21 protein-coding genes and 2 tRNA genes are annotated in these 23528 nt (G+C 67.0%); 20 read left to right on the forward strand and 3 right to left on the reverse strand.

From position 1 onward, the window contains the following. Position 1 precedes the first annotated feature (1 nt). From AC1DFR_RS14690 to AC1DFR_RS14740, 11 genes are all read left to right on the forward strand, one after another. Positions 2 to 1258, forward strand: a complete 1257-nt coding sequence (locus tag AC1DFR_RS14690) for a hypothetical protein (RefSeq protein ID WP_476873735.1) — start codon at positions 2 to 4, stop codon at positions 1256 to 1258. Between the two features lie 64 nt (positions 1259 to 1322). Further along, positions 1323 to 1724 carry a ribosome silencing factor gene (gene rsfS / locus AC1DFR_RS14695; RefSeq protein WP_018773346.1) on the forward strand — a complete coding sequence of 134 codons (402 nt, stop codon included), beginning with the start codon at positions 1323 to 1325 and terminating at the stop codon, positions 1722 to 1724. Between the two features lie 162 nt (positions 1725 to 1886). Beyond that, a tRNA-Ala gene (locus tag AC1DFR_RS14700) sits at positions 1887 to 1959 on the forward strand. A gap of 181 nt (positions 1960 to 2140) precedes the next feature. Further along, positions 2141 to 2216: transfer RNA gene (locus AC1DFR_RS14705), tRNA-Ala, on the forward strand. A gap of 219 nt (positions 2217 to 2435) precedes the next feature. After that, positions 2436 to 3257 carry an amino acid ABC transporter substrate-binding protein gene (locus AC1DFR_RS14710; RefSeq protein ID WP_476873736.1) on the forward strand — a complete coding sequence of 274 codons (822 nt, stop codon included), beginning with the start codon at positions 2436 to 2438 and terminating at the stop codon, positions 3255 to 3257. A 36-nt stretch (positions 3258 to 3293) separates the two neighbouring features. Beyond that, on the forward strand, positions 3294 to 3959 hold the full coding sequence (locus AC1DFR_RS14715; protein ID WP_476856903.1) for an amino acid ABC transporter permease: 666 nt from the start codon (positions 3294 to 3296) through the stop codon (positions 3957 to 3959). Beyond that, entirely contained in the window at positions 3946 to 4743 is a 798-nt protein-coding gene (locus tag AC1DFR_RS14720; RefSeq protein WP_476873737.1) for an amino acid ABC transporter ATP-binding protein, read from the forward strand. Before AC1DFR_RS14715 ends, AC1DFR_RS14720 begins: the two co-directional genes overlap by 14 nt. Positions 4744 to 4826: 83 nt before the next feature. Then, positions 4827 to 5186 (forward strand): zinc ribbon domain-containing protein YjdM, encoded by a 360-nt coding sequence (locus AC1DFR_RS14725; RefSeq protein ID WP_476873738.1) that lies wholly within the window; start codon positions 4827 to 4829, stop codon positions 5184 to 5186. Positions 5187 to 5200: 14 nt separating this feature from the next. Next, on the forward strand, positions 5201 to 6316 hold the full coding sequence (locus AC1DFR_RS14730; RefSeq protein ID WP_476873739.1) for an NAD(P)-binding domain-containing protein: 1116 nt from the start codon (positions 5201 to 5203) through the stop codon (positions 6314 to 6316). 100 nt (positions 6317 to 6416) lie between these two features. Further along, positions 6417 to 7562, forward strand: coding sequence for a class I SAM-dependent methyltransferase (locus AC1DFR_RS14735; RefSeq protein ID WP_476873740.1), 1146 nt, complete (start codon positions 6417 to 6419; stop codon positions 7560 to 7562). 155 nt (positions 7563 to 7717) lie between these two features. Further along, entirely contained in the window at positions 7718 to 8920 is a 1203-nt protein-coding gene (locus tag AC1DFR_RS14740; RefSeq protein ID WP_043436509.1) for an ROK family transcriptional regulator, read from the forward strand. Between the two features lie 17 nt (positions 8921 to 8937). Here the strand turns inward: AC1DFR_RS14740 and AC1DFR_RS14745 are convergent, their stop codons facing one another. Beyond that, the gene (locus AC1DFR_RS14745) at positions 8938 to 9135 is read right to left on the reverse strand and encodes a hypothetical protein (protein ID WP_018773338.1); all 198 of its coding nucleotides are present in this window, start codon (positions 9133 to 9135) and stop codon (positions 8938 to 8940) included. Between the two features lie 430 nt (positions 9136 to 9565). On the opposite strand from AC1DFR_RS14745, the gene AC1DFR_RS14750 reads away from it, so the two are divergent. After that, positions 9566 to 10540 (forward strand): methylenetetrahydrofolate reductase, encoded by a 975-nt coding sequence (locus AC1DFR_RS14750; RefSeq protein ID WP_476850125.1) that lies wholly within the window; start codon positions 9566 to 9568, stop codon positions 10538 to 10540. A 58-nt stretch (positions 10541 to 10598) separates the two neighbouring features. Then, positions 10599 to 12941, forward strand: a complete 2343-nt coding sequence (gene metE, locus AC1DFR_RS14755) for a 5-methyltetrahydropteroyltriglutamate--homocysteine S-methyltransferase (protein WP_476873741.1) — start codon at positions 10599 to 10601, stop codon at positions 12939 to 12941. A 241-nt stretch (positions 12942 to 13182) separates the two neighbouring features. Here the strand turns inward: metE and AC1DFR_RS14760 are convergent, their stop codons facing one another. Further along, a complete protein-coding gene (locus AC1DFR_RS14760; RefSeq protein ID WP_026537142.1) occupies positions 13183 to 13689 on the reverse strand; it encodes a DUF2004 domain-containing protein in 507 nt (168 codons plus the stop codon). Positions 13690 to 13799: 110 nt separating this feature from the next. On the opposite strand from AC1DFR_RS14760, the gene AC1DFR_RS14765 reads away from it, so the two are divergent. Further along, positions 13800 to 15197, forward strand: a complete 1398-nt coding sequence (locus AC1DFR_RS14765) for an aldehyde dehydrogenase family protein (RefSeq protein ID WP_476873742.1) — start codon at positions 13800 to 13802, stop codon at positions 15195 to 15197. A 28-nt stretch (positions 15198 to 15225) separates the two neighbouring features. Here the strand turns inward: AC1DFR_RS14765 and AC1DFR_RS14770 are convergent, their stop codons facing one another. Beyond that, a complete protein-coding gene (locus AC1DFR_RS14770; protein ID WP_476858332.1) occupies positions 15226 to 16146 on the reverse strand; it encodes a LysR family transcriptional regulator in 921 nt (306 codons plus the stop codon). 317 nt (positions 16147 to 16463) lie between these two features. On the opposite strand from AC1DFR_RS14770, the gene AC1DFR_RS14775 reads away from it, so the two are divergent. From AC1DFR_RS14775 to nrdE, 6 genes are all read left to right on the forward strand, one after another. After that, positions 16464 to 17900: an NAD(P)/FAD-dependent oxidoreductase gene (locus tag AC1DFR_RS14775; RefSeq protein ID WP_476873743.1), complete on the forward strand. Its 1437-nt coding sequence runs from the start codon at positions 16464 to 16466 to the stop codon at positions 17898 to 17900. Continuing rightward, entirely contained in the window at positions 17897 to 18658 is a 762-nt protein-coding gene (locus AC1DFR_RS14780) for a DUF1365 domain-containing protein (protein WP_476873744.1), read from the forward strand. The genes AC1DFR_RS14775 and AC1DFR_RS14780 overlap by 4 nt, the downstream gene beginning before the upstream one ends. After that, positions 18655 to 20112, forward strand: coding sequence for a class I SAM-dependent methyltransferase (locus tag AC1DFR_RS14785; protein ID WP_476873745.1), 1458 nt, complete (start codon positions 18655 to 18657; stop codon positions 20110 to 20112). Before AC1DFR_RS14780 ends, AC1DFR_RS14785 begins: the two co-directional genes overlap by 4 nt. Positions 20113 to 20520: 408 nt before the next feature. Further along, the gene (gene nrdH / locus AC1DFR_RS14790) at positions 20521 to 20766 is read left to right on the forward strand and encodes a glutaredoxin-like protein NrdH (protein WP_018773329.1); all 246 of its coding nucleotides are present in this window, start codon (positions 20521 to 20523) and stop codon (positions 20764 to 20766) included. Positions 20767 to 20933: 167 nt separating this feature from the next. Beyond that, the gene (gene nrdI / locus AC1DFR_RS14795) at positions 20934 to 21338 is read left to right on the forward strand and encodes a class Ib ribonucleoside-diphosphate reductase assembly flavoprotein NrdI (RefSeq protein ID WP_223916943.1); all 405 of its coding nucleotides are present in this window, start codon (positions 20934 to 20936) and stop codon (positions 21336 to 21338) included. A 65-nt stretch (positions 21339 to 21403) separates the two neighbouring features. Continuing rightward, positions 21404 to 23524 (forward strand): class 1b ribonucleoside-diphosphate reductase subunit alpha, encoded by a 2121-nt coding sequence (gene nrdE, locus AC1DFR_RS14800; RefSeq protein ID WP_026537148.1) that lies wholly within the window; start codon positions 21404 to 21406, stop codon positions 23522 to 23524. The last annotated feature ends 4 nt before the right edge of the window (positions 23525 to 23528 follow it).

A 23528-nucleotide genomic window follows, 5' to 3' on the forward strand; every position in this document is an offset into this window, starting at 1 on the left:
CATGAGTCAGGAACAGCCTCCCATCCGCAGCCGCCGCGAATTGCGGCAGGCCAGAGATGAACGTCTGGACACTCCGGGCCCGGGCGAGCCGACGGAGGCCGAAATCACCGGCCGGAGCCGTCGCGTTGCCGACGCCCCGGTTGACTCTGTGCGTGCTGATTCTGTGCCCGCTAGCACTGAGCGGTCTTCCCAGGTCCGGGCACGGGACCGCGCCGCGCTGCGGACCATCAAGGAACTCGCAGAGAAGGAAGGCCAGCTGGCCGGCGGAGGGCCGCCCACGCGACGCCAGTTGAGGCTTTTGGAGCTGGCGACCGAAACGGCCCCGGCCACCCAGGCCAACACCATTGTCCCGGTGTCGCCGCGGACCCGGGCCACCCCGGTGGTTTCCCCGGCCCCGAAGGACGCCGCTCCGAAGGAGGCTGCCCCGGCTGGGGCGGCCGCCCCGGCGCCCAGGGCCCCCGCTGCGCCCAAGGCTCCCGCGGCCGACGGCGCCGGACCGGGCGGGGCGACGCCCGAGGGCATGACCCTGGAGCAGGCGCTGGCCGCCCGCGAACTCCTCGCGGAGCAGGCCAAGAACCAAGTGGCCAAGATGGAACACATTGCGGCCACGGATCCGGATGCCGTTGATCCGGCCGTCCTGGCCGAGCAGATCGCCCTCGCCGAGCGTGCCGCGATCCTGAACCGCCGCGCCGCCGCCAAGCAGAAGCTTGCCGAACAAAACAGCCAGCCGGCGGCGCCCCGCAACGATCCGACCACGGCCAACAACCTGGCCATGGTCACACCCTTGGAATTCGAGAAGGTTCCCGGCGTGGAGCGGCCCGTCATGAAGCGCCCTGCCACGTCGTACGTTCCGGTTGTCACCAACCCGGGTCCGCGCGTGGACGCGCCACGGAAACCCGGCCTGCGGCGGCCGGGCATCTCCCGCCAGAAGGCCGCAGGTCCCGCGACGGGCTCTGCCGCTGGCAGGGCCGGTGTCCTGGCCCGTGCGGAGGCAGCCGCAAAAGCTGGAAGGGCTAGGCCTGCAAACGCGGCAAACGCTGCAAACGCGGGAAATTCGGCGGGGGAGGCCGAGGAAAGACTCGTGGGCGGGGAACCCGTGGCCGCGAATGCCGCCTACGGGCTCGAACCCCTGGATGCCGCCACCGCCGGACTCGGCCGGGCGCGCCGCCTGCGCATGCTCCAGCTCGGCGTCCTGGCGGTGGGGATCGTTGCCCTCATCGCCGGCATCACGCTGATCGTCACCGGGCTGGCCCACTAGGTCTCAGGCCGCCACTGGCGCCACATTTTCATCACCATAATTTTTCATCACTACAAGGAGTCCCGTGACTGCAACCGATTCATCCATCACTACCGCCCGCCACGCAGCCCGCGCTGCCTCGGAGAAGCTTGCCGAGGACATCGTGGCCCTGGACGTCAGCGAACGGCTGGCCCTGGCCGACGTCTTCCTGATTGCCTCGGCCCCGAGCGAACGCCAGGTCAACGCGATCGTGGACGGCATCGAGGACGAGCTCTCCAAGTTTGACCAGAAGCCCGTCCGCCGCGAGGGCCGCTCCGGCGGCCGCTGGGTGCTGCTGGACTACTCCAACGTCGTCATCCACGTCCAGCACGAGGAAGACCGCGTGTTCTACGCCCTCGAGCGCCTGTGGAAGGACTGCCCCGTCGTCGATCTGCAGCTCGGCGACGACGCCTCCGCCAAGGCCACCGCCGGCACCGACACGGAGTAGCGCCCGCGTTCAGGCCACCTCCGGACGCCAAACCGGGCCGAATATGCCCGATTTGGAATTTTCCGGAGGGCTGGTCTAAGATATTTGAGTTGCTTCGGAGAAATCCGGACAAAAAACCGGAACATCGCACGTCGGCAGACATGCTCGGAGCAGCGAAAATTCGGGGCTGTGGCGCAGCTGGTAGCGCACCTGCATGGCATGCAGGGGGTCAGGGGTTCGAGTCCCCTCAGCTCCACCGGACAATCCGCCGGAATCGAAAGATTCCGGCGGATTTTTTTGTGCCCGGTTCCATGTTGGATTTTGTGCCAGGTTCCGCACCCCTGTTCCATGAGTCAGCGCGCCGATTAGCGCGAACGCGATTTGTGGTTTAGGCTATTCAGGTTGCTTCAGGGAGGATGAAACTTCCAGGCAAATGAGGGGCTGTGGCGCAGCTGGTAGCGCACCTGCATGGCATGCAGGGGGTCAGGGGTTCGAGTCCCCTCAGCTCCACCAGAAAGGGAATCACCGCCAGGCGGTGGTTCCCTTTTTCGTACCCTCCGCAGCTGTGCAGGACTTCGAAAGTCGCATCCGTCAAGACCGTCTCATGACCGGACGTCATAAACTGTCATTTAGGCTCTCCACCCTGAGCTGGACCTTGCTATCGTCGCTAGGAGACAGCCGCCCTGCGGCTTAGCTGGAAGGCCATTTCCGGCTTTACGACTAAGGAACATCATGAAGCGCACACGACTTTCCGTTATTGGCCTCATCGCCGCTGCAGGACTCGCCCTGGCAGGCTGCGGGTCGGCGTCCACCACCCCGGCCAGCTCAGCGCCGGCAGCCGGTGCGGACACCTCCCTCAGCGACGTCAAGAGCGCAGGCGTGCTCAAGGTCGGCACGGAAGGCACTTACAAGCCGTTCACGTTCCACGCCAACGGCAGCGGTGAGCTGACGGGCTACGACGTGGAGATCATGAACGCCGTCGCCGCGAAGCTGGGCGTCAAGCCCTCCTACCAGGAGACGCAGTTCGACGCCATCTTCGCCGGCCTCGACGCCAAACGGTTCGACGTCGTCGCCAACCAGGTTTCCATCACCGACGAGCGCAAGGCGAAGTACGACTTCTCTACCCCGTACACGGTGAGCACCGGCGTGCTCGTCACGAAGTCGGACAACGACAGCATCCACTCCTTTGACGACCTCAAGGGCAAGACCACGGCGCAGTCCCTGACGAGCAACTGGTACAAGCTGGCGCAGCAGAGCGGCGCGAACGTCGAGGCCGTCGAGGGCTGGGCGCAGGCAATCACGCTGCTTAAGCAGGGCCGCGTCGATGCCACCATCAACGACAAGCTGACCTACCTGGACTCCCAGAAGACCGACCACGACGCCGACATCAAGATTGCCGCCGAGACCACCGACAAGTCGCTGAGCGCGTTCACCCTGCGCAAGGGATCCACCAGCCTGACCGATGCCATCAACAAGGCCCTCGGCGAGCTGGCGGCCGACGGCACCCTGACGAAGATCTCCCAGAAGTACTTCGACGCCGACGTCTCGAAGTAGCCCTGTGCAAGCCGCAGAGAAACGCCGCGTCCGGGCATGAGCATCAACTGGGAACTCGTGTGGTCATCGCTGGGCCCGCTCCTGACGGGTGCGATCTTCGGCACCATTCCCTTGGCGCTGGCCTCGTTCAGCCTGGGCCTGCTGCTGGCACTGGTGGTGGCCCTCATGCGGCTGAGCCGCAACCGCCTGGTTTCGGCGGTGGCGCGGACCTACATCTCCGTCATCCGCGGAACCCCGCTTTTGGTCCAGCTGTTCGTCATTTTCTACGGGCTCCCTTCCGTCGGAATCACCATCAGCCCCTGGCCCAGCGCCATCATCGCGTTTTCCCTGAACGTCGGCGGCTATGCCGCGGAGGTCATCCGGGCGGCCATCCTGTCGGTTCCGAAGGGCCAGTGGGAGGCCGGCCACACCATCGGAATGTCGCGCCGGCAGACGCTCGTGCGGATCATCCTGCCGCAGGCCGCCCGGGTCTCGGTTCCGCCGCTCTCGAACACCTTCATCAGCCTGGTCAAGGACACGTCGCTGGCGTCGCTGATCCTCGTCACCGAACTGTTTCGCGTGGCGCAGCAGGTGGCGGCCTTCAGCCAGGAGTTCATGCTGCTATATCTGGAGGCGGCCGTGATCTACTGGGTCATCTGCCTCGTTCTCGCCAGCGGACAGTCCGTCCTGGAGAAGAGATTGGACCGCTATGTCGCCCACTGAACCTCAACCCTCTGACGTTCCTGTCCCGGACGAGCCGCTCCTGACCGTCACGGGCCTGCGCAAGTCGTTCGGCCACCATGTTGTGCTCAAATCCATCGACCTTGAAGTCCGCCGCGGCGAAGTGGTCACGTTGATCGGGCCGTCCGGATCAGGAAAAACGACAGTCCTGCGCTGCCTGAACGGCCTCGAAGTGCCCGACGCCGGCGTCGCCGAATTCGCGGGGCAACTGACCGTGGACTTTGCCACACCGGTGGCGAAGAAGCAGGTGCTGGCCTTGCGGGACCGCAGCGCCATGGTGTTCCAGCACTACAACCTCTTCCCCCACAAGACCGTCCTGGAGAACGTGATCGAGGGCCCCGTCCAGGTGCAGAAGCGGCCCAAGGCGGACGCGATCCAGGAGGCCCGGGACCTGTTGGCCCGCGTCGGCCTGACCGGCAAGGAGAACAGCTACCCGTTCGAGCTCTCCGGCGGCCAGCAGCAGCGCGTCGGCATTGTGCGTGCCCTCGCCCTGCGCCCGCAACTGCTGCTCTTCGACGAGCCCACCTCTGCGCTGGACCCCGAGCTCGTGGGCGAGGTCCTGGCCGTCATCAAGGAACTCGCGGACGAAGGCTGGACCATGGTGGTGGTCACCCACGAGCTCGCGTTCGCCCGTCAGGTGGCCGACGAGGTCATCTTCATGGACGGCGGCGTGGTGGTCGAACGCGGCCACCCCGATACCGTACTGCGGGACCCGCAGGAGGAACGCACTCGGCAGTTCGTGGACCGCCTGCTGAACCCGTTCTAAGGCGCCCCGCCAGCGGCGAGAAAAAGCGGCGGGAATTCGGGCGGGCACAGGGATGGGCACAGGCGGCGACTAAACTTGGTCGGGTGAACGACTCCCTGCCCCCATGCCCCGAATGCTCCAGCGAATACACCTACGAAATGGGGGCGCTCCTGGTCTGCCCGGAGTGCGCGCACGAATGGTCGGCATCCGCGGAGACTGACACAGACGCCGACGCCCCTGCGGCCGCGGTCATCAAGGACGCGGTGGGCAACGTCCTCGCCGACGGCGACACCGTCACCGTGGTCAAGGACCTGAAAATCAAGGGCAGCTCCACCGTCATCAAGGTCGGCACCAAGGTCCGCGGCATCCGCCTGGTCAACGGTGTTGGAGACCACGACATCGACTGCAAGGTGGACGGCGTGGGCCCCATGCAGCTCAAGTCCAGCGTCGTCAAGAAGATCTGACCGGGGACACGACCGTGACCGCAGAGACGGTGCGGGCGGCCGACGTCGTCGTGGTCGGCGCCGGCCAGGCGGGCCTGTCGGCGGCCTACCACCTTCAGCGCCGCGGCTTCGTCCCGGCCGGCGCTGACCCGGCCGGCCCGGCCGCGGCCGGGACGTACATCGTGCTCGACGCCGAGGACGGGCCCGGCGGAGCCTGGCGGCACCGCTGGAAGAGCCTGCTCATGGCCACGGTGAACGGCATCAGCGACCTCCCGGGAATCCCGCAGCCCGATGTGGACCCCGCCGAGGCCAGCTCCAGTTTCCTCACCCGCTATTTCGGCGGGTACGAGCACGACCTCGGCCTCGCGATTGAGCGGCCGGTCAAAGTGCAGTCGGTGAGCCGCGAGGACGATGACCCCGCCGGGCGGCTGAGCATCGCAACCTCCCGCGGCCGGTTCTCTGCCCGCGCCCTCATCAACGCAACCGGCACCTGGACCCGGCCATTCTGGCCCATCTATCCGGGCCAGGCCAGCTTCCGCGGCCGGCAGCTGCACGTCGCCGACTACGTTTCCGCCGACGAATTCCGCGGGCAGCACGTCATCGTCGTCGGCGGCGGGATCTCGGCCGTCGGGCTGCTCGACGAGATCTCCAAGGTCACCACCACCACATGGTTCACGCGCCGGGTACCGGTCTGGCGCGAGGCCGCGTTCGACCGGCAGGCCGGCCACGACGCCGTCGCCCTGGTCGAGGAGCGGGTGCGCCAGGGCCTGCCGCCGCAGAGCGTCGTCTCCGTGACGGGCCTGCTCTGGACCCCGGCCCTGCGCGCAGCCGCAGCGCGCGGCGTCCTGGACCGGCACCCCATGTTCACCGCGATCGAACCCGACGGGGTCCGGATGGCTGACGGCAGCTTCCTGGCCGCCGGGGTCATCCTGTGGGCCACGGGATTCCGTGCCGAACTCGAACACCTCGCCCCGCTGCACCTGCGCGGACCCGGCGGCGGCATCGCGATGAACGGCACCCAGGTCGCGGGCGAGCCGCGGGTGCACCTCGTCGGCTACGGGCCTTCCTCGTCCACCATCGGCGCCAACCGGGCCGGCCGGGCCGCCGTCGCCGGAATCGTCCCCTTGCTGGCCCGGTCCGGTATAACGTAAAACGTAAGACCTGCAGAGCAGCGCCGGGGGAGGCCTCACACCCGGCTCCCACTGCCAGCACCCATACCCAAGCCCGAGAAGAAACGGCGGCACAACGCGCGTGGCGGACAACAGCTTCGAATCCCTCTTTGCCCGGCTGAGAAGATTCCCGGACGTCGAGGCCGACAACCTGCAGGCCTGGGACGCGACGGACAGACTCCTGCTGGACTCTGCCCTTGAGATGCCCGCGGCCGGCCTGCTGCAGCCCGGCGGCCGGCTCGCGGTGGTGGGGGACCGGTACGGTGCCCTCACCCTCGGCGCACTGAACCTCGGGGCGGACGCTGTGCGCGTCCAGCAGGACCTCATCACCGGTGAACGGGCACTGCGGGCGAACGCCGAGGCCCTGGGCATCGACGGTGGCTTCAAGCACCTCCCGTTGGGCGCCGAACTGCTGGAGGGAGCCTCCCTGGTCTTGCTGCAGTTGCCCCGGTCCCTGGCGGAACTTGAGGAAATCGCCGACGCCGTGGCCCGCTACGCGGCGCCCGAGGTGGTGCTGGTCGCGGGCGGACGCGTCAAACACATGGGCCTGGGCATGAACGCCGTCCTGGCGCGCTACTTCGAGGATGTCCAGCCCCAGCTGGCGCGGCAGAAATCACGGCTCCTGCTGGCCCGGAGCCCCAGGCCGGTCCCGGCCGCGCTGCCCTTCCCGGTCACTGAGGTCAACGACGAACTGGGCCTCACGGTCTGCGCCCGGGGCGCCGTCTTTGCCGGCACCGGGCTGGATATCGGGACCCGGTTCCTGCTGGACTTCCTGCCCCGGATGCCACACGCCACCCATGCCGTCGACCTTGGCTGCGGCACCGGAATCCTCGCCGCGATGTACGCCCGCGCCAACCCCGGCGCCCGCGTCACCGCTACCGACCGGTCCGCCGCTGCCGTCGACTCAGCCCTGGCCACCTCCCGGGCCAACGGCCTGGACGGTCGGATCGACGTGCTTCAGGACGATGCCATGAGCTCCCTCCCGGACGCCAGCGCGGACCTGGTGCTGCTCAACCCGCCCTTCCACCTGGAAGCGGCGGTCCACTCCGGCGCGGGGATCAAGCTGATCGAAGCGGCCGGCAGGGTGCTTGCCCCGGGCGGGGAGCTCTGGACCGTGTTCAACAGCCACCTGCACTACCGGCCGGCCCTGGAACGGCTGATCGGTCCCACCCGCGAGGCCGGCAGGAATCCAAAATTCACGGTCACGGCCAGCACCCGGCGGCCTTGACGCAAGAAACTTTGTGTCGGTAAAGCGCAAGTGTGGGCGCACGCCTGCACGTAACGTACGATTCTGACAACTGCTGTGCGTGGCCAAAACGTTTAGAGGTATCAGTGACCGAGTTCCGGCAACCCTCGCCGAGGCGAGGGACCAACCTACCGAAGATGGGCGACTTCAACCTCACAGTCATCCTCGACGCCATCCGCCGCACGCCGGGCGGGCTGAGCCGGGTGGAACTCGCCCAGATTGTCGGACTCTCGCCGCAGACCATCTCCAACATTTCCCGCCGCCTGCTGGACCAGCACCTGATCGTCGAGGCAGGCAAGGAAGGCACCGGGCCGGGCAAGCCCAGGACCATGCTCCGGCTGAATCCCTCGGGGATGTATGCCGTGGGCGTCCACCTGGACCCGGCCGTCCTCACGTTCGTCGTGCTGGACCTGCTCGGTGCCGTCGTCCGGCACTCACGGATCACCACCCCGCCCGGCACCGACCCCAGGGCTGTGATTGACACCATCGCGGGCGAAATCAAGAGAATCATCCTGGACTCCGGGGTGGACCCGGACCGGATCGCCGGGCTCGGGGTTGCGTCGCCGGGGCCCATCGACCTCAACGAGGGCGCCGTCGTGGACCCGCCGCTGCTGCCGGGCTGGGACCACGTGGGGCTGCGGGATGGCCTCGCGGAAGCCACGGGCCTGTCGACACTCATGGACAAGGACGTCACCAGCGCAGCCGTGGCCGAAACCTGGGCCGGGGGCCCCAGCGGCGAGGGCAGCTTCGTCTTCATGTACATGGGGACCGGGATCGGCTGCGGGATCGTGCTCAACGACGAAGTCGTCCGCGGGACCTCGGGCAACGCCGGGGAAATCGGGCACATCATCGTCGACCCGGGCGGTGCCCTCTGCGACTGCGGGCAGCACGGCTGCGTGAAGTCCTCTGCCATTCCGCAGGTCCTCGTGGCGCAGGCTGAGGCGGCCGGGATATTGAATGGTTCACTCCAGGACAGGAGCGCGCCGGCAGTTCAGGAACGTTTCGCCGAGTTGTGCGCGATCGCCGAAGCCGGCAACGACGCAGCCAAGGAAATCATTCGTGGGTCCGCAGTGCTCGTGGCCCGTGCGGTGTCGGTCGTCACCAACGCCCTGGACGTGGACCGGGTAGTGTTCGGCGGCCCGTTCTGGACCTGCCTCTCAGCGGCTTACCTCGAGCTGGTCCCCGGACTGGTTGAGGCGAACAGTGCCACCCGGAGGATCCATGGGATCGAAGTCGTGGGCACGGGGGTAGGCGAGGACGTCGGCGCCGTCGGTGCGGCCTGCCTGGTGCTCGAACACACGCTGGCCCCGCGTTCCCAGCGGCTGCTCCTGGGGGACTAGACAAAGGCTAACCGGGCTCAGTCGATGTCCTCAACCACCGTCCCATACGGGATGGTGTCATCCAGATGCGCCTGGTGGCCATGCGGAAGCACGAGAATCCGGACCCCGTGCAACCTCTCTGCGGCCGACTGCATGAGGACTGGCCGGACGGTGTTGATGAAGCTCTCGCTCTTGCCGGCGAGATACTGCTGATAGCTGGCTGGAAGCTGGATCATGGCAACAGGATAGTCCTGCCCGGATGCGTTGGGGAGAGCGGGCCGCGTGGGGCGAAAATGGCGCCTTGGGCGAACATTGTTCTGCCCAGCGCCTCAAACGGCCGTAAAGGTGCGTCTTAATTCGGGGCCCGACTTGAAGGCCCCACGGCCCGGCCTTAGAGTTCTATACAAGTTACCTCAGTAACGTGTCAGCGATCCTCCGCTGAAAGCTGCCCCTGGGCGGCCCAGGAGGGTGTGGGTGCCCCCATGTGGGCCTGACATTTGCTCACGGACAACTTCGTATCAGGCGTAACAGTCGCGGCTGCGCCCTGCTGAAGTTCCCTCCGTGTTCCCCAAACTCAATTCACTGACGACGGAGTTTCCGTTTCTGGTTCCGGTCCTTCGGGGCTTCCGGATCTCCCGGCGGCAGTGTTCAAAGCCAAGGACGCAAATGTCACCACCAAGCCTTATCGATACCCATCCCAATCTTGCCGGCGCGGCCCCTGTTGCGCTGTCCTACGAGCTGTTCCCGCCGCGGTCGCCCGCAGCCGCGGAATCCCTTTGGACCACCATCGGCGAACTGGAAGCCACGGACCCGGACTACGTGTCCGTGACCTACGGCTCCAACGGCTCCAACCGCAGCACCGCCGTCGATCTCGTCAACCGGCTCGTGCAGGAAACGACGCTCCGGCCCCTGGCCCACCTGACCTGTGTGGGGAATTCCCCGCAGGAACTGGCGGAGATCATCGGCGAACTGCTCGACGTCGGCGTCCGCGGCATCCTCGCCCTCCGCGGCGACCGGCCCAAGGATGGAGAAACCCCGCCGCCGGGATCGCTCCGGTACGCCCAGGACCTGATCGAACTCATCCGCCGCGTGGAGCAGCGCCGTTCGGCGCTGTTGTGCGCCGGCAGGGTCGCGGTCGGCGTCGCCGCCTACCCGACCCGGCACCCGGAATCCCCGAGCGAGGCGCACGACGTCGAGGTCCTGCTGGCCAAGCAGCGCTCCGGCGCCGACTTCGCCATCACCCAGGTCTTCTTCCACACCGAGCAGTACGCCGACCTCCTGGCCCGGGCACGCCGGGCCGGGGTGACCATCCCGATAATTCCCGGGGTCATGCCGCTCACCAGCCTCCGGCGGCTCGCCCGGCTCGGGGAACTGACCGGCGTCGAACCGGCCCCGGAACTCATCGAACGCCTCGCGGCTGCCGACACCGACGCCGAACGGACGCGGATCGGGGTCAGCGCCACCGTTGATCTCGCCAACGCAGCCCTGGACGCCGGAGCCCCCGGCATCCACCTCTACACGTTCAATGAGCACGCCGCGGCACTGGACGTGCTGGACAAACTCGCGCTGCCCCGCCCGCACCGCGGCAACAAGAACAGCGGAAACCGGCACACGGCCAGCCGCCGCCAGCTCGCCAGCTGACCGCGCCAGGACAACACAACTTCCCTCCGCACCACACCACCAACACTTAGGACTTCCCATGACTGCACTGAACACCCCCAACCCCACTCCGTTCCCGGCTGCCTCGATCCTGGGCTACCCGCGCATCGGCCGCCGCCGCGAACTCAAGAAGGCCGTCGAGGCCTACTGGGCCGGCAAGATCGACGCCGCAGCCCTGGACGCGGCCGCCAAGGAAATCCAGCTCGGCACAGCCAAGCGGCTCCAGGGCCTGGGCCTGACCGAAGCCGCCGCGGTGCCCGGCACCTTCTCCTACTACGACCAGGTGCTCGACGCCGCCGCCCACCTCGGCGCCGTGCCGGCCCGCTTCGGGAACCTCCTCAACGCGCAGGGCCAGCTCGACATCGACGGCTACTTCACCCTGGCCCGCGGCAACAAGGACCAGCAGCCACTGGAAATGACCAAGTGGTTCGACACCAACTACCACTACCTCGTGCCGGAAATCGGGCCGGAAACCAACTTCGCGCTGACCTCGAACCGGATCGTCGAGGAATTCGAATACGCCCTCGCCAACGGCGTCGAGACCCGCCCGTACATCGTCGGCCCCGTGACGTTCCTGCTGCTGAGCAAGGCCTCCGACGACGCCCCGGCCGGCTTCAGCCCGCTGTCCCGCCTGGAGGACGTCCTCCCGGTCTACACGGCGCTGCTTCAGAAGCTCGCCGCCGCCGGCGCCAGCTGGGTCCAGCTCGACGAGCCCGCCCTCGTGGTGGACCAGGACACCCCGGCCGTGGAAATCCAGGCCGCCGTCGCCCGTTCCTACGAGGCCCTGGCCGCCGCGGCCCGGCGCCCGCAGCTTTTCGTCTCCACCCCGTACGGCGCGCTCAACGGCCAGCTCGGCACCCTCGCCGCCACCGGCATCGACGCCCTGCACCTGGACGTCTTCAAGGGCGAGGTCCCGTCCGCCGCTGCCCTGGCCGCGCTGGGCAACAAGACCCTCGTCGCCGGCGTCGTGGACGGCCACAACATCTGGCGCAACGACCTCGCCGCCTCCGCGAAGAAGATCGCCGAACTGAAGAAGTCGGTGGCCAAGCTGGCCATCAGCACCTCCACCTCCACGCAGCACGTCCCGCACGACGTCGACGAGGAAGTCCAACTCTCCGAGCAGCTGCGCAGCTGGCTGGCCTTCGCCGACCAGAAGGCCGTTGAAGTCGTCACCCTCGCCGGTCTGCTGACCGACGAGGCAGCCGTCCAGCCCGCCATCGACGAGGCCACCCGCGTCATCGCCTCCCGCGCCGAGGCCGAAGGCGTCCGCCGCGGCGACGTCCGGGCCCGCACCGCCGCCCTGACCGGCGCCGACTTCAACCGCTCCGCCTACGCCGTCCGCGAGGCAGCCCAGGAGAAGGCGCTGCACCTGCCGCCGCTGCCCACCACCACCATCGGCTCCTTCCCGCAGACCGGCGAAATCCGCACCGCCAGGGCCCGCGCCAACCGCGGCGACCTCACCACGGAGCAGTACGAGCAGCTTATGAAGGACGAGATCAAGCGCGTCGTGGAGCTGCAGGAAGAGCTCGGCTTCGATGTCCTGGTCCACGGCGAGCCCGAACGCAACGACATGGTCCAGTACTTCGCCGAGAACCTCGAAGGCTTTGACGTCACCGTCCACGGCTGGGTCCAGTCCTACGGCTCGCGCTGCACCCGACCGTCCATCCTGTGGGGCGATGTCACCCGCAGCGCCCCGATCACGGTGAAGTGGGCCGAGTACGCGCAGTCCCTGACCAGCAAGCCGATGAAGGGCATGCTCACCGGCCCGGTCACCATCCTGGCCTGGTCCTTCGTCCGCGATGACCAGCCGCTCGGCGAGACCGCCAACCAGGTGGCGCTGGCCCTCCGCGACGAGATCGCCGACCTCGAGGCGGCCGGCATCAAGGTCATCCAGGTGGACGAGCCCGCCCTGCGCGAGCTCCTGCCGCTGCGCAAGGCCGACCAGGCCGCGTACCTGGACTGGTCCGTGAAGTCCTTCCGGCTCTCCACCGCAGGTGCCGCGGACGCCACCCAGGTCCACACACACCTGTGCTACTCCGAGTTCGGCGCCATCATCGACGCGATCGACGGCCTCGACGCCGACGTCACCTCGATCGAGGCCGCCCGCTCCCGCATGGAGGTCGTCCACGACCTCGAGTCCCACGGCTTCGGCCGCGGCGTTGGCCCGGGCGTCTACGACATCCACTCGCCCCGCGTCCCGGGCGAACAGGAAGTCACCGAACTGCTCAGCACCGCCGTCAAGCACGTCCCGTCCCGCCAGCTCTGGGTCAACCCGGACTGCGGCCTGAAGACCCGCGGCTACGCCGAGACTGAGGAGTCCCTGCGCAACCTCGTCACGGCCACCAGGACGGTCCGCGCCGAACTGCTCTCAGCCGCCAAGTAACACAGGCCACCAAATAGGCAGCGGCCAAATAGAGGAACCCCTTAAGTGGGGCCGCCAAATAGGCAGCCGCCAAGGAGTCCGCTCCACGCACAAACGACGCCGGCCGGTCACCTTCCCAAGGTGGCCGGCCGGCGTCGTACGTTCTTGATCATCGATTGCTGGGCAGCCGCCGTTTTGAGCGCCCGGAAGGGCATCTACGGAGCAGTCGATGCAGGACTACCAGCGACTCAGGATGCCCGGGTCAGGACTCCCAGAGGATTTCGTCGTCGACGACGCCGTCCTCATCCGCGGAAGCGACGAGGACCTCGTCGGTGAAGTGCTGGCCCAGCGTGAAATCGAGGACGAAGTAGCGTTCCGGCTGGCCGGGGTAGATGCCCACGTGGCCGAGCTTGAGCGCCTTGAGGAAGACCTCGTCGGTCAGCTGGCTCTTGTCCTCGACGCCGAAGACCTTCTTGAGGTGTTCGTCCTTGATCGCGTTGCAATGGAAGTGGCGGTACTCCTGCGGACTGGTGCCTTCCTGGTCCAGTTCCTCGGCGATCATTTCGCGGACCTGGTCCACGAGTTCGGGCAGGAAGCGCAGGCGGTAGTCAACTTTATGCATGGCCGCTTCATCGAAATGGTCATGCGCGTTGACATTCAGGTCAAGCTCCACGGTCTGGCCCGCCAGCTCATGCGTGGCGGTGAGATTATGCTCCCGTCCGTGGTTGAGCTCGACCTCGCCGAAGTGCTTGCTCGCTACCTTGTTCATATCTTCAACATAGTCCTGAAAACCGGACCATTCCAGCGTTGGCGGGGTTTTCCGTACCGGAGTCACCGGTACCGGACCGGCGGACGGCCGCATGACTGTACATTGATCGGATGCAGCATGTAATCTCACCCGTCGGCCGTGCCCGGGCCGCGTTCGACGCCGGGACCACCCGCCCGCTCACCTGGCGGCTGGATCAGCTGCGCCGGCTGCGGCGCATGCTCGCGGAGCGGCACGCGGACTTCGCCGAAGCCCTCGCCCGCGACCTGGGCAAGCACCACACCGAGGCTCAGCTCGCGGAGATCGGGTTCGTGGACGCCGAGGCGGCGCACCTGGAGCGGCACCTCGAAGGCTGGCTGCGGCCCCGCCGCGTGCCGGTTCCTTTGACAGTGCGGCCGGCCCGCGCCTGGACCGAACTCACCCCGCTGGGCGTGGTGCTGGTGATCGGGCCGTGGAACTACCCGCTGCAACTGCTGCTCGCCCCGCTCGCCGGCGCCCTGGCCGCGGGAAACACCGTGGTCCTCAAGCCGAGCGAACATGCCCCGGCCACCTCGGCCGTACTGGCCCGCTGGATTCCCGAATACCTGGCCGGCGCCGCCGAAGTGGTTGAGGGCGGCATCCCGGAGACCACCGCCCTCCTGTCCGAACGCTTCGACCACATCTTCTTCACCGGGGGAGAAGCCGCGGCCAAGGTGGTCATGCGCGCGGCGGCCGAGCACCTGACCCCGGTGACGCTGGAGCTCGGCGGCAAGTCCCCGGCCTACGTCGATGCATCCACGGACCTGGCCACGGCGGCCAAACGCATCGCCTGGGGCCGGTTCATGAACGCCGGGCAGACGTGCGTCGCACCCGACTACGTCCTGGCCCGGGAGGAGGTCCTGGAGCCGCTGCAGGCCGAGCTGATCAAGGCCGTTACGGCGCTCTTCGGACCTGACCCGGCGGCGAGCCCGTCGTACGGCCGGATCGTCGATGACGGCCACTTCGCACGGCTCGCGGCCCTCGCCGACGCCAGCACGGTGGTGCACGGCGGACAGCGCGACGCCGCCAGCCGCTACTTTGCGCCGACCCTGCTGCGCCCGGCGCCCGGCGACGCCGTCATGGCGGAAGAAATCTTCGGACCCCTGCTGCCACTGGTGCCCGTGGACGGGCTCTACGCGGCCATCGAGGAGGTCAACGGGCGCGCCAAGCCCCTGGCACTCTACGTCTTCAGCAACGATCCGCAGACGCGCCGCGCCTTCGCCGGGCGGACCTCGTCGGGGGCCCTGTGCTTCGATGTACCGGCGGCCCACCTGTCAGTCCCCGGGCTTCCCTTCGGAGGGGTCGGCGGCAGCGGCATGGGGGCCTATCACGGGGAACATTCGGTGCGGACGTTCTCGCATGAGCGCCCCACCCTGGACAAGCCGCTGTGGCCGGACACGCTGGAACTGATCTACCCGCCGTACACCCGGACCAAGCACCGGATCATCGACGCACTCGTGGCGCCGGTCGGGAAGCGGGCCAGGCGGCGCTGAACGGCGCCGGCCTAACGGGGGCTTCAGCTCAGTCCCTTCCCGTGGTCCCGGGCCGGTGCATCGTCTCGGCCAGCAGCTCCACGAACAGCTGGACCTGGGCCGTCCGTTTCTCATTGATCAGCAGGGCGAAAACATTCCGTGCCAGCCGGATCTCCGGCACATCGAGGACCACCACGCCGGCAGGCCGGTGCCGCAGGGCGAGGTCGGGGACCAGGGCGGCGCCGAGCCCGGCGGCCGCCATCTCCAGGCTCGCGTGGAAGTCATCGCTGTAGGCCACCACGCGGGGGTGCAGGTTGCAGCTCGCGAAGAGCCGTTCAATCACCGTGGCGTCCGACGTGCCGGGGTGGTGCATGATCCAGGGCATGTCCGATAGATGCGGCGCGGCGACCTTGGAATCCGTGCCGATGCCCCAGGCCGCCGGCAGCACCACGCGGAAGTCGTCGTCGCCGATCCATTGCCGGTCCACGGTGTGCGGCCAGGCGAGGCCGGACTGACCCACCTGGTACACCAGGGCGACGTCGAGTTCGCCGCCGGTCCGCAGCCCCTGGATGGTCTGGGCCGGTTCCGCGACCGAGACCCGCAGGTCGATGCCGAGCTTCTTCCAAGCAGGGTTCCGCAGGATCGGCGGCAGCACATAGGTGGCGAGGCTCGGGAAGATGCCCAGCCGCAGCTCCTGGCTGGGACTTTCCTGCGCCCGGGAGGCGGCGGCCATCAGCGTCTCGATGTCCGTCAGGACCTTGGCGGCGTGCCGGGTCATGACGACGGCGGCTTCGGTCGGCTGGATGCTGCGGGCCGCGCGCTGGAACAAGGTGACGCCGGTGTCGCGTTCCAGTGCCGACATTTGCTGGGAGACGGCCGAAGCCGTGTAGCCCAACCGGGTGGCGGCGGCCGCAAACGATCCAAGCCGGATCACTTCCACAAGGGTCCGGAGATGGACGGGGTTGATCAAGGGCTGCCCTTCGCCTGGTTGCGGGTCCACGGAGACGGGACCGGAATTCCCGCTTCATTGTGGCATATCCGGCCCTCCGGCGGCCGTGCTGGTCTGCGTGCTGATGTGTCTGCCGGAATGTCCGCACGGAAAGTCTGCGCTGCGCGGCCGGGCACATGCAGGAGAATCCGAGGAACCCAACTCGGGTGGCAGCTGACGGCGTCACTGGCGAGGGTCTGACAGCAGAACTGAAAAATTCCACATTCATACTCATCCGGCCGCCCGACGGCACCGAATTGCCCATAAGAGACTTCGGGCCAGACAACAGGAGCAGATCAGTGTCGCAAGCAGCAGGGATTCCGGCAGGCCGGCGCGTCGCCGTCATCGGCAGCGGAGTGGCGGGGCTGACCGCCGCGTACGTGCTGAACGGGCAGGACCGGGTAACGCTCTTCGAGGCCGACTCCCGGCTCGGCGGCCACGCCCACACCCACGATGTGCCGCAGCAGAACGGACCCACGCTGGGCGTGGACACCGGCTTCATCGTCCACAACCAACGGACGTATCCCACGCTCCTGCGCCTGTTCGCCGAGCTCGGCGTCGAAACCCAGGACTCCGAAATGAGCATGTCCGTCCGCTGCGACGGCTGCGGGCTGGAATACGCCGGCGCACGGGCCAAGGGGCGCGGGATCATTCCCCGGCCGTCCACCCTGCTGCGTGGCCGCTACCTGCGGATGCTGCTGGAAATCACCCGGTTCCACCGCCGGGCCCGCGCCCTGCTGGCCGAACCCGCCGCAGGCACAGGCACGGCATTCGCCGGACACGAGCTCACCCTGGGGGAGTTCCTGGCCCAGGAGAAGTTCAGCGGCTATTTCATCTCGCACTTTATGACCCCCGTGGTCAGCGCCGTTTGGTCCTGCGACCCCACCACCGCGCTGGCCTACCCGGCCCGCTACCTGTTCACCTTCCTGGGCCACCACGGCCTGCTCGGCGTCAAGGGCTCCCCGCAATGGCGGACCGTCACCGGCGGCTCGCGCAGCTACGTCGACAAGGTCGCCGCGACCCTGCCGGACATCCGGCTCGCCAGCCCGGTCACCACGGTGCACCGGCACGCCGACGGCGTCGACGTCACGTCCGCGCTCGGTGCCGGGACCGTGCGCGAGACCTTTGACGCCGTCGTCATCGCCACCCACCCGGCGCAGGCCCTGCGCATGCTCACCGACGCCTCGGCGGCCGAGAGGGCCGCCCTTGGCGGCATGCCGTATTCGGTGAACCAGACGCTCTTCCACCGTGACGAGGCCGTGCTGCCGGCCAGCCCCAACGCCCAGGCCTCCTGGAACTACCGGCTGCCGTCCTGCGACGCCCGGCCGGACAAGGTCCTGGTCAGCTACGACATGACCCGGCTGCAACGGCTGGAACTCGTCGACGCCGGCCGGTACATCGTCAGCCTCGGCGAATCCGAACTGATCGACGACGCCACGGTCCTGGACCGGATGGTCTACGAGCACCCGCAGTACACCCCGGAGTCGCTGGCGGCGCAGCAGCGGATCCTCGGACTCGGCGACGGGCGGCTGGCCTTCGCCGGCGCGTACCACGGCTGGGGATTCCACGAGGACGGCGCCCTGTCCGGCCTCAAGGCGGCCGCCCGGCTCGGCCGCGACTGGGACCCGGTCAACAGCGACACTGTTAACATCGGCACGGTGGCCGTGGACCCGGACCTCGCCCCGCCCGCAGTCCAGCCGGCCGCAGTTCCGCCGACTGCGGTGGAGGTGCCATGAGCGCCCCGGCCGCCATCCATCCGGCCGGCCTCCACGGCGCGGCCATCTACCGCACTGCCATCGCCCATGTGCGGCGGACTCCGCTGCGCAACGCGTTTACCTACCGCAGCTACAGCTGGTATGTCGACGTCGACCATCTCCCGCAGTTGCCGCGCCTGCTGCGGCCGCTGGCGGGATTCCGGGTGGAGGACCACCTCGGCGATCCGGACGGCACCCTGCGCGGCAACGTGGAAAGCTACCTTGCCACCCAAGGGATAAGGCTCGACGGCGGGCGCATCACCATGCTTGCCAGCGCCCGGGTGTTCGGGCACGTGTTCAATCCGCTGAGCGTGTTCTGGTGCCATAGTGCTTCCGGTGAGCTGCGCTGCGTCGTCGCCGAGGTTCACAACACGTACGGGGAGCGGCACTGCTACCTCCTCGAAACCGACGCCACGGGCAGGGCGAGCGTCCCGAAGGCGTTCTACGTCTCGCCGTTCAACGACGTCGACGGCGAGTACCGCATGAAGCTCCCCGAACCCGGCGAACGGCTCGCCGTATCGATCGTCCTGGAACGGGAGGGACAGCAGCCCTTCATCGCCACCATGGACGGCGTCCGGCACCAGGCAAGCGTGCGGAACATCGTGTCCGCGGCGCTCGCCGTACCCGCGGCCCCGCTGCGTGTCGCGGCGCAGATCCGCTGGCAGGGCATCAAACTGTGGGCGCGCCGCCTGCCCATCATCAAAAAACCACACCACCCTTCACAGGAGGCAGTTCAGTGACAATGACCGAAGCGACCGGATCCGGTACGGGACGGGCACAGGGCACCACTCACAGCAGCGCAGTAAACGGCAGCGCAGTTGCCGGCAGCGCCGTCGACAGCGGGCTCGTCACCAGCAGGGTGCCGTACACCGTTCCCCAGCCTCCCGCCACCATCGATGCCGCCATCTGGCCCAGCATCGCCACGGTGCCCTCGAGCCTCAAGGCCCGTGTGGCCGGACGCGCTGCGGACGCCATCTTCAAGGCGGCCGTGCGCAGGCTGCCGCTGGAAGTCCGGTACCCGGACGGCACAGTATTGGGCAAAGCAGCACTGGGCACGGCTCCCTCCGACCGGGTACCGGCCGGCACCGCCTCTGGCGAGGCTGCCGCCGGCTATCCCGTCATGACCATCAACCGACCCGTTGCCTTCGCCACCCGCCTCGGCGACGGCGGCCTGATCGGCCTGGGCGAGTCCTTCATGGCCGGCGACTGGGACGCCGATGACCTCACCGCCGTCATGGAGGTGTTTGCCTCCCGCGTCGGCACGCTCGTTCCCGAGCCGCTGCAGAAGCTGCGCGGCCTGTACCTGCCGCGCCAGCCGCGCAGGGAACGGAACACGGAGAAGAACACCCGCTCCAACATCTCCCGGCACTACGACCTCTCCAACGAGCTCTTCGCCTCGTTCCTGGACAGCACCATGACGTACTCCAGCGCTCTCTTCCCGGAAAGCGGCGACTCCCTGCGGAACGTGGCCTGGGACGGGCTGGCCGCAGCGCAGCAGGCCAAGATTGACCGGCTGCTGGACAAGGCCGGTGTGAAGGAAGGCACCCGGGTCCTGGAAATCGGCACCGGCTGGGGAGAGCTTGCCCTGCGCGCCGCCGCCCGCGGCGCCACCGTCTACTCCGTGACGCTCTCCAGCGAGCAGCAGGAACTGGCCCGCCAGCGCGTGGCCGAGGCCGGCTACGCCGACGCCGTCACGATCGAGCTCAAGGACTACCGCGCCGTGGAGGGCGAGTACGACGCCGTCGTCTCGGTCGAAATGATCGAGGCCGTCGGCTTCGAATACTGGGCCACCTACTTCCAGACCATCGAGCGGGTCCTGGCCCCGGGCGGCAGGGTGGCCATCCAGGCCATCACGATCGCCCACGACCGGCTCATGGCCACCCGCACCAGCTACACCTGGGTGCACAAGTACATCTTCCCGGGCGGGGTCATTCCGTCCGTCCGGGCCATCGAGGACATCACGGCGAAGCAGACCGGACTGCGCGTCCGCGAACGCCTCGCCATGGGTGAGCATTACGCCCAGACGCTGCGGCTTTGGGAAGAGCGGTTCATGGCCCGCGAGGACGAGGTGGGGGCCATGGGCTTTGACGCGGTCTTCCAGCGGATGTGGCTGTTCTACCTCTGCTACTCCCGGGCCGGGTTTGAAACGGGCTACCTCGACGTGCAGCAGATCGTGCTCGACTCCGCCTCCTAGCCCCGGTGTTAGAACAATCACGAATCGCTTGAGGCGGGCACTACGGTGCCCGCCTCTTTCGTGTGCCCGGACACCAGATGTAGTGGCCGGCGCCACCAACCCGGGTCCCCGCGGCGGCGCGCGACACGCCGTCTGCGGTGCGACACGCGGGCGTGATTAATGTGGCTAACTACTCCACAGGGTGTGGATTTTGTCCGCCAAAATGGCGGAAATCCGGACATTTGGAGGGCCCCCTCCTGTGGATTAAAGGTGGGTTAAATGACATACTTGTAATACATCATCTTGGGGTCCACATGAGGCTCTTGCACTACATGTAGTATCGACATACAGTTCCAGCAGAGCATCAGCGCGGGACATCCGGAGCCGGGATTGCGCTCCACAGAAGACTTCAACAAAGGGGACAGGACCATGACCGTTACGGTTTACACGAAGCCGGCCTGCGTTCAGTGCAACGCGACCTACCGCGCGCTGGACAAGAAGGGCATCGCCTACCAGAGCGTCGACATTTCCCAGGACGCGGAAGCCCTCGAGCGCCTGAAGTCCCTGGGCTACATGCAGGCCCCCGTTGTCGTCACCGACCAGGACCACTGGTCAGGTTTCCGCCCGGACAAGATCGAAGAACTGGCGCAGGCTGCCGCCGTCGCTGTAGCCTGAAACGCCCTGTCGCCTGAAAAGCCCAGGACGCCGCTACCAGGGAAGAATTCACGGTAGATGAGGTGACCACCGTGGCTGTAACAACTGAAGATCGGGTGGCTGCCACGGCTGACGGCGGGGAAGCGGTCAGCACGGCAGCACCGGCCACCACCACCCACTGCCGGCTCATCTACTTTTCCTCCACCTCCGAAAACACCGCACGCTTCGTTGCGAAGCTGGGCGTCGACGCCGCCAGGATCCCCCTTTACCCGAGGGACGCTCCGCTGGTGGCCCGGGAGCCCTACGTTTTGTTGCTCCCGACCTATGGGGGCACCGGGGGAGAGGGATCTGTTCCAAAGCAGGTCATCAGGTTTTTGAACGATCCGGGCAACCGGAAGCTGATCCGCGGAGTGATCGGCGCAGGAAACACCAATTTCGGGGACAACTACTGCATGGCAGGGGACATCATCGCCGCCAAGTGCAAGGTCCCGCACCTATATCGCTTCGAACTCATGGGGACGCCGGAAGACGTCAACCGCGTACAACAAGGATTGGAAGAGTTTTGGACACGACTGTCGCAGACAAAGCAGTAACTGAAGGCGCAGGCCTGCACACGGGCACCGGCACAGCCGCCGCCGCTGTTGAGAAGAAGCACGAGATGCCGGCCGCCTACAAGGGCCTGGGCTACCACGAGCTGAACGCCATGCTGAACCTCTACGGCCCCAACGGGGAAATCCAGTTCGAGGCCGACCGCGAGGCCGCGCACCAGTACTTCCTGCAGCACGTGAACAACAACACCGTGTTCTTCCACGACCTCGAGGAAAAGCTCGACTACCTCGTCAAGAACGAGTACTACGAGCGCGAAACCCTCGACCAGTACACGATGAACTTCATCCGCGAGCTCTACAACCGCGCGTACAAGAAGAAGTTCCGCTTCGAGACCTTCCTCGGCGCGTTCAAGTTCTACACCTCATACACGCTGAAGACGTTCGATGGAAAGCGCTTCCTGGAGCGCTACGAGGACCGCGTCTGCATGGTGGCCCTGCACCTGGCCCGCGGCGACGAGAAGCTCGCAACCCAGATGGTGGACGAGATCATCGAAGGCCGCTTCCAGCCGGCCACCCCGACGTTCCTGAATGCCGGCAAGCGCCAGCGCGGCGAGCTGGTCTCCTGCTTCCTGCTCCGCATCGAAGACAACATGGAGTCGATCGGCCGGTCCATCAACTCCGCCCTGCAGCTCTCCAAGCGCGGCGGCGGCGTCGCCTTCGCGCTGACCAACATCCGCGAGGTCGGCGCGCCGATCAAGCAGATCGAGAACCAGTCCTCCGGTGTCATCCCCGTGATGAAGCTCCTCGAGGACAGCTTCTCCTACGCCAACCAGCTCGGTGCCCGCCAGGGTGCCGGTGCGGTGTACCTGCACGCGCACCACCCGGACATCTACCGCTTCCTGGACACCAAGCGCGAGAACGCGGACGAGAAGATCCGCATCAAGACCCTCTCGCTCGGCGTCGTCATCCCGGACATCACCTTCGAGCTCGCCAAGCGGGACGAGGACATGTACCTGTTCTCCCCGTACGACGTCGAAAAGGTCTACGGCATGCCGTTCTCCGACGTCTCGGTCACCGAGAAGTACTACGAGATGGTGGACGATTCCCGGATCAAGAAGACCAAGATCAAGGCGCGCGAGTTCTTCCAGACCCTCGCCGAGATCCAGTTCGAATCCGGCTACCCGTACATCATGTTCGAGGACACCGTGAACCGGGAAAACCCGATCGACGGCAAGATCATCATGTCCAACCTGTGCTCCGAGATCCTCCAGGTCTCGCAGCCCACCACGTACCACGATGACCTGTCCTACGACCAGACCGGCAAGGACATCTCCTGCAACCTGGGTTCGCTGAACATCGCCAAGACCATGGACTCGCCGGACTTCGGCCTGACCATCGAGACGGCCATCCGGTCGCTCTCGGCCGTCTCGGACATGTCCAACATCACATCGGTGCCCTCGATCGCCCGCGGCAACGACCAGAGCCACGCGATCGGCCTCGGCCAGATGAACCTGCACGGCTACCTGGCCCGCGAGCGGGTCCACTACGGTTCCGAAGAGGGCCTGGACTTCACCAACATCTACTTCTACTCGGTGGTGTTCCACGCGGTCCGCGCCTCCAACCTGCTGGCCATCCAGACCGGCCAGACCTTCGGCGGCTTCGAGAAGTCCAAGTACGCCTCCGGCGAGTTCTTCGACAAGTACACCGAGCAGGAATGGGTCCCGCAGACCGAGAAGGTCGCCGAGCTGTTCAAGAACATCCACATCCCCACCCAGGATGACTGGCGCGAGCTGAAGGCCTCCGTCATGGAGCACGGCATATACAACCAGAACCTGCAGGCTGTGCCGCCCACCGGCTCGATCTCCTACATCAACAACTCCACCTCCTCGATCCACCCGGTGGCGTCCAAGATCGAGATCCGCAAGGAAGGCAAGCTGGGCCGCGTGTACTACCCGGCGCCGTACCTGACGAACGACAACCTGGAGTACTACCAGGACGCGTACGAGATCGGCTACGAGAAGGTCATCGACACCTACGCCGCTGCCACGCAGCACGTGGATCAGGGCCTGTCCCTGACGCTGTTCTTCAAGGACACCGCCACCACGCGCGATATCAACAAGGCCCAGATCTACGCCTGGAAGAAGGGCATCAAGACCATCTACTACATCCGTCTCCGCCAGCTCGCGCTGGAAGGGACCGAGGTAGAGGGCTGTGTCAGCTGCATGTTGTAGCTTC

It is taken from the genome of Arthrobacter sp. 05T410 (genome assembly GCF_056396505.1).

Coding starts and splice junctions, on each gene's coding strand:
- AC1DFR_RS14690 (WP_476873735.1), top strand. CDS start 2: ATGAGTCAGGAACAGCCTCCCATCCGCAGCCGCCGCGAATTGCGGCAG.
- AC1DFR_RS14760 (WP_026537142.1), bottom strand. CDS start 13,689: ATGAACAAGGTAGCGAGCAAGCACTTCGGCGAGGTCGAGCTCAACCAC.
- AC1DFR_RS14780 (WP_476873744.1), top strand. CDS start 17,897: ATGAGCGCCCCGGCCGCCATCCATCCGGCCGGCCTCCACGGCGCGGCC.
- metE (WP_476873741.1), top strand. CDS start 10,599: ATGACTGCACTGAACACCCCCAACCCCACTCCGTTCCCGGCTGCCTCG.
- AC1DFR_RS14720 (WP_476873737.1), top strand. CDS start 3,946: ATGTCGCCCACTGAACCTCAACCCTCTGACGTTCCTGTCCCGGACGAG.
- nrdE (WP_026537148.1), top strand. CDS start 21,404: ATGCCGGCCGCCTACAAGGGCCTGGGCTACCACGAGCTGAACGCCATG.
- AC1DFR_RS14715 (WP_476856903.1), top strand. CDS start 3,294: ATGAGCATCAACTGGGAACTCGTGTGGTCATCGCTGGGCCCGCTCCTG.
- AC1DFR_RS14750 (WP_476850125.1), top strand. CDS start 9,566: ATGTCACCACCAAGCCTTATCGATACCCATCCCAATCTTGCCGGCGCG.
- nrdH (WP_018773329.1), top strand. CDS start 20,521: ATGACCGTTACGGTTTACACGAAGCCGGCCTGCGTTCAGTGCAACGCG.
- AC1DFR_RS14745 (WP_018773338.1), bottom strand. CDS start 9,135: ATGATCCAGCTTCCAGCCAGCTATCAGCAGTATCTCGCCGGCAAGAGC.
- AC1DFR_RS14765 (WP_476873742.1), top strand. CDS start 13,800: ATGCAGCATGTAATCTCACCCGTCGGCCGTGCCCGGGCCGCGTTCGAC.
- AC1DFR_RS14710 (WP_476873736.1), top strand. CDS start 2,436: ATGAAGCGCACACGACTTTCCGTTATTGGCCTCATCGCCGCTGCAGGA.
- AC1DFR_RS14740 (WP_043436509.1), top strand. CDS start 7,718: ATGGGCGACTTCAACCTCACAGTCATCCTCGACGCCATCCGCCGCACG.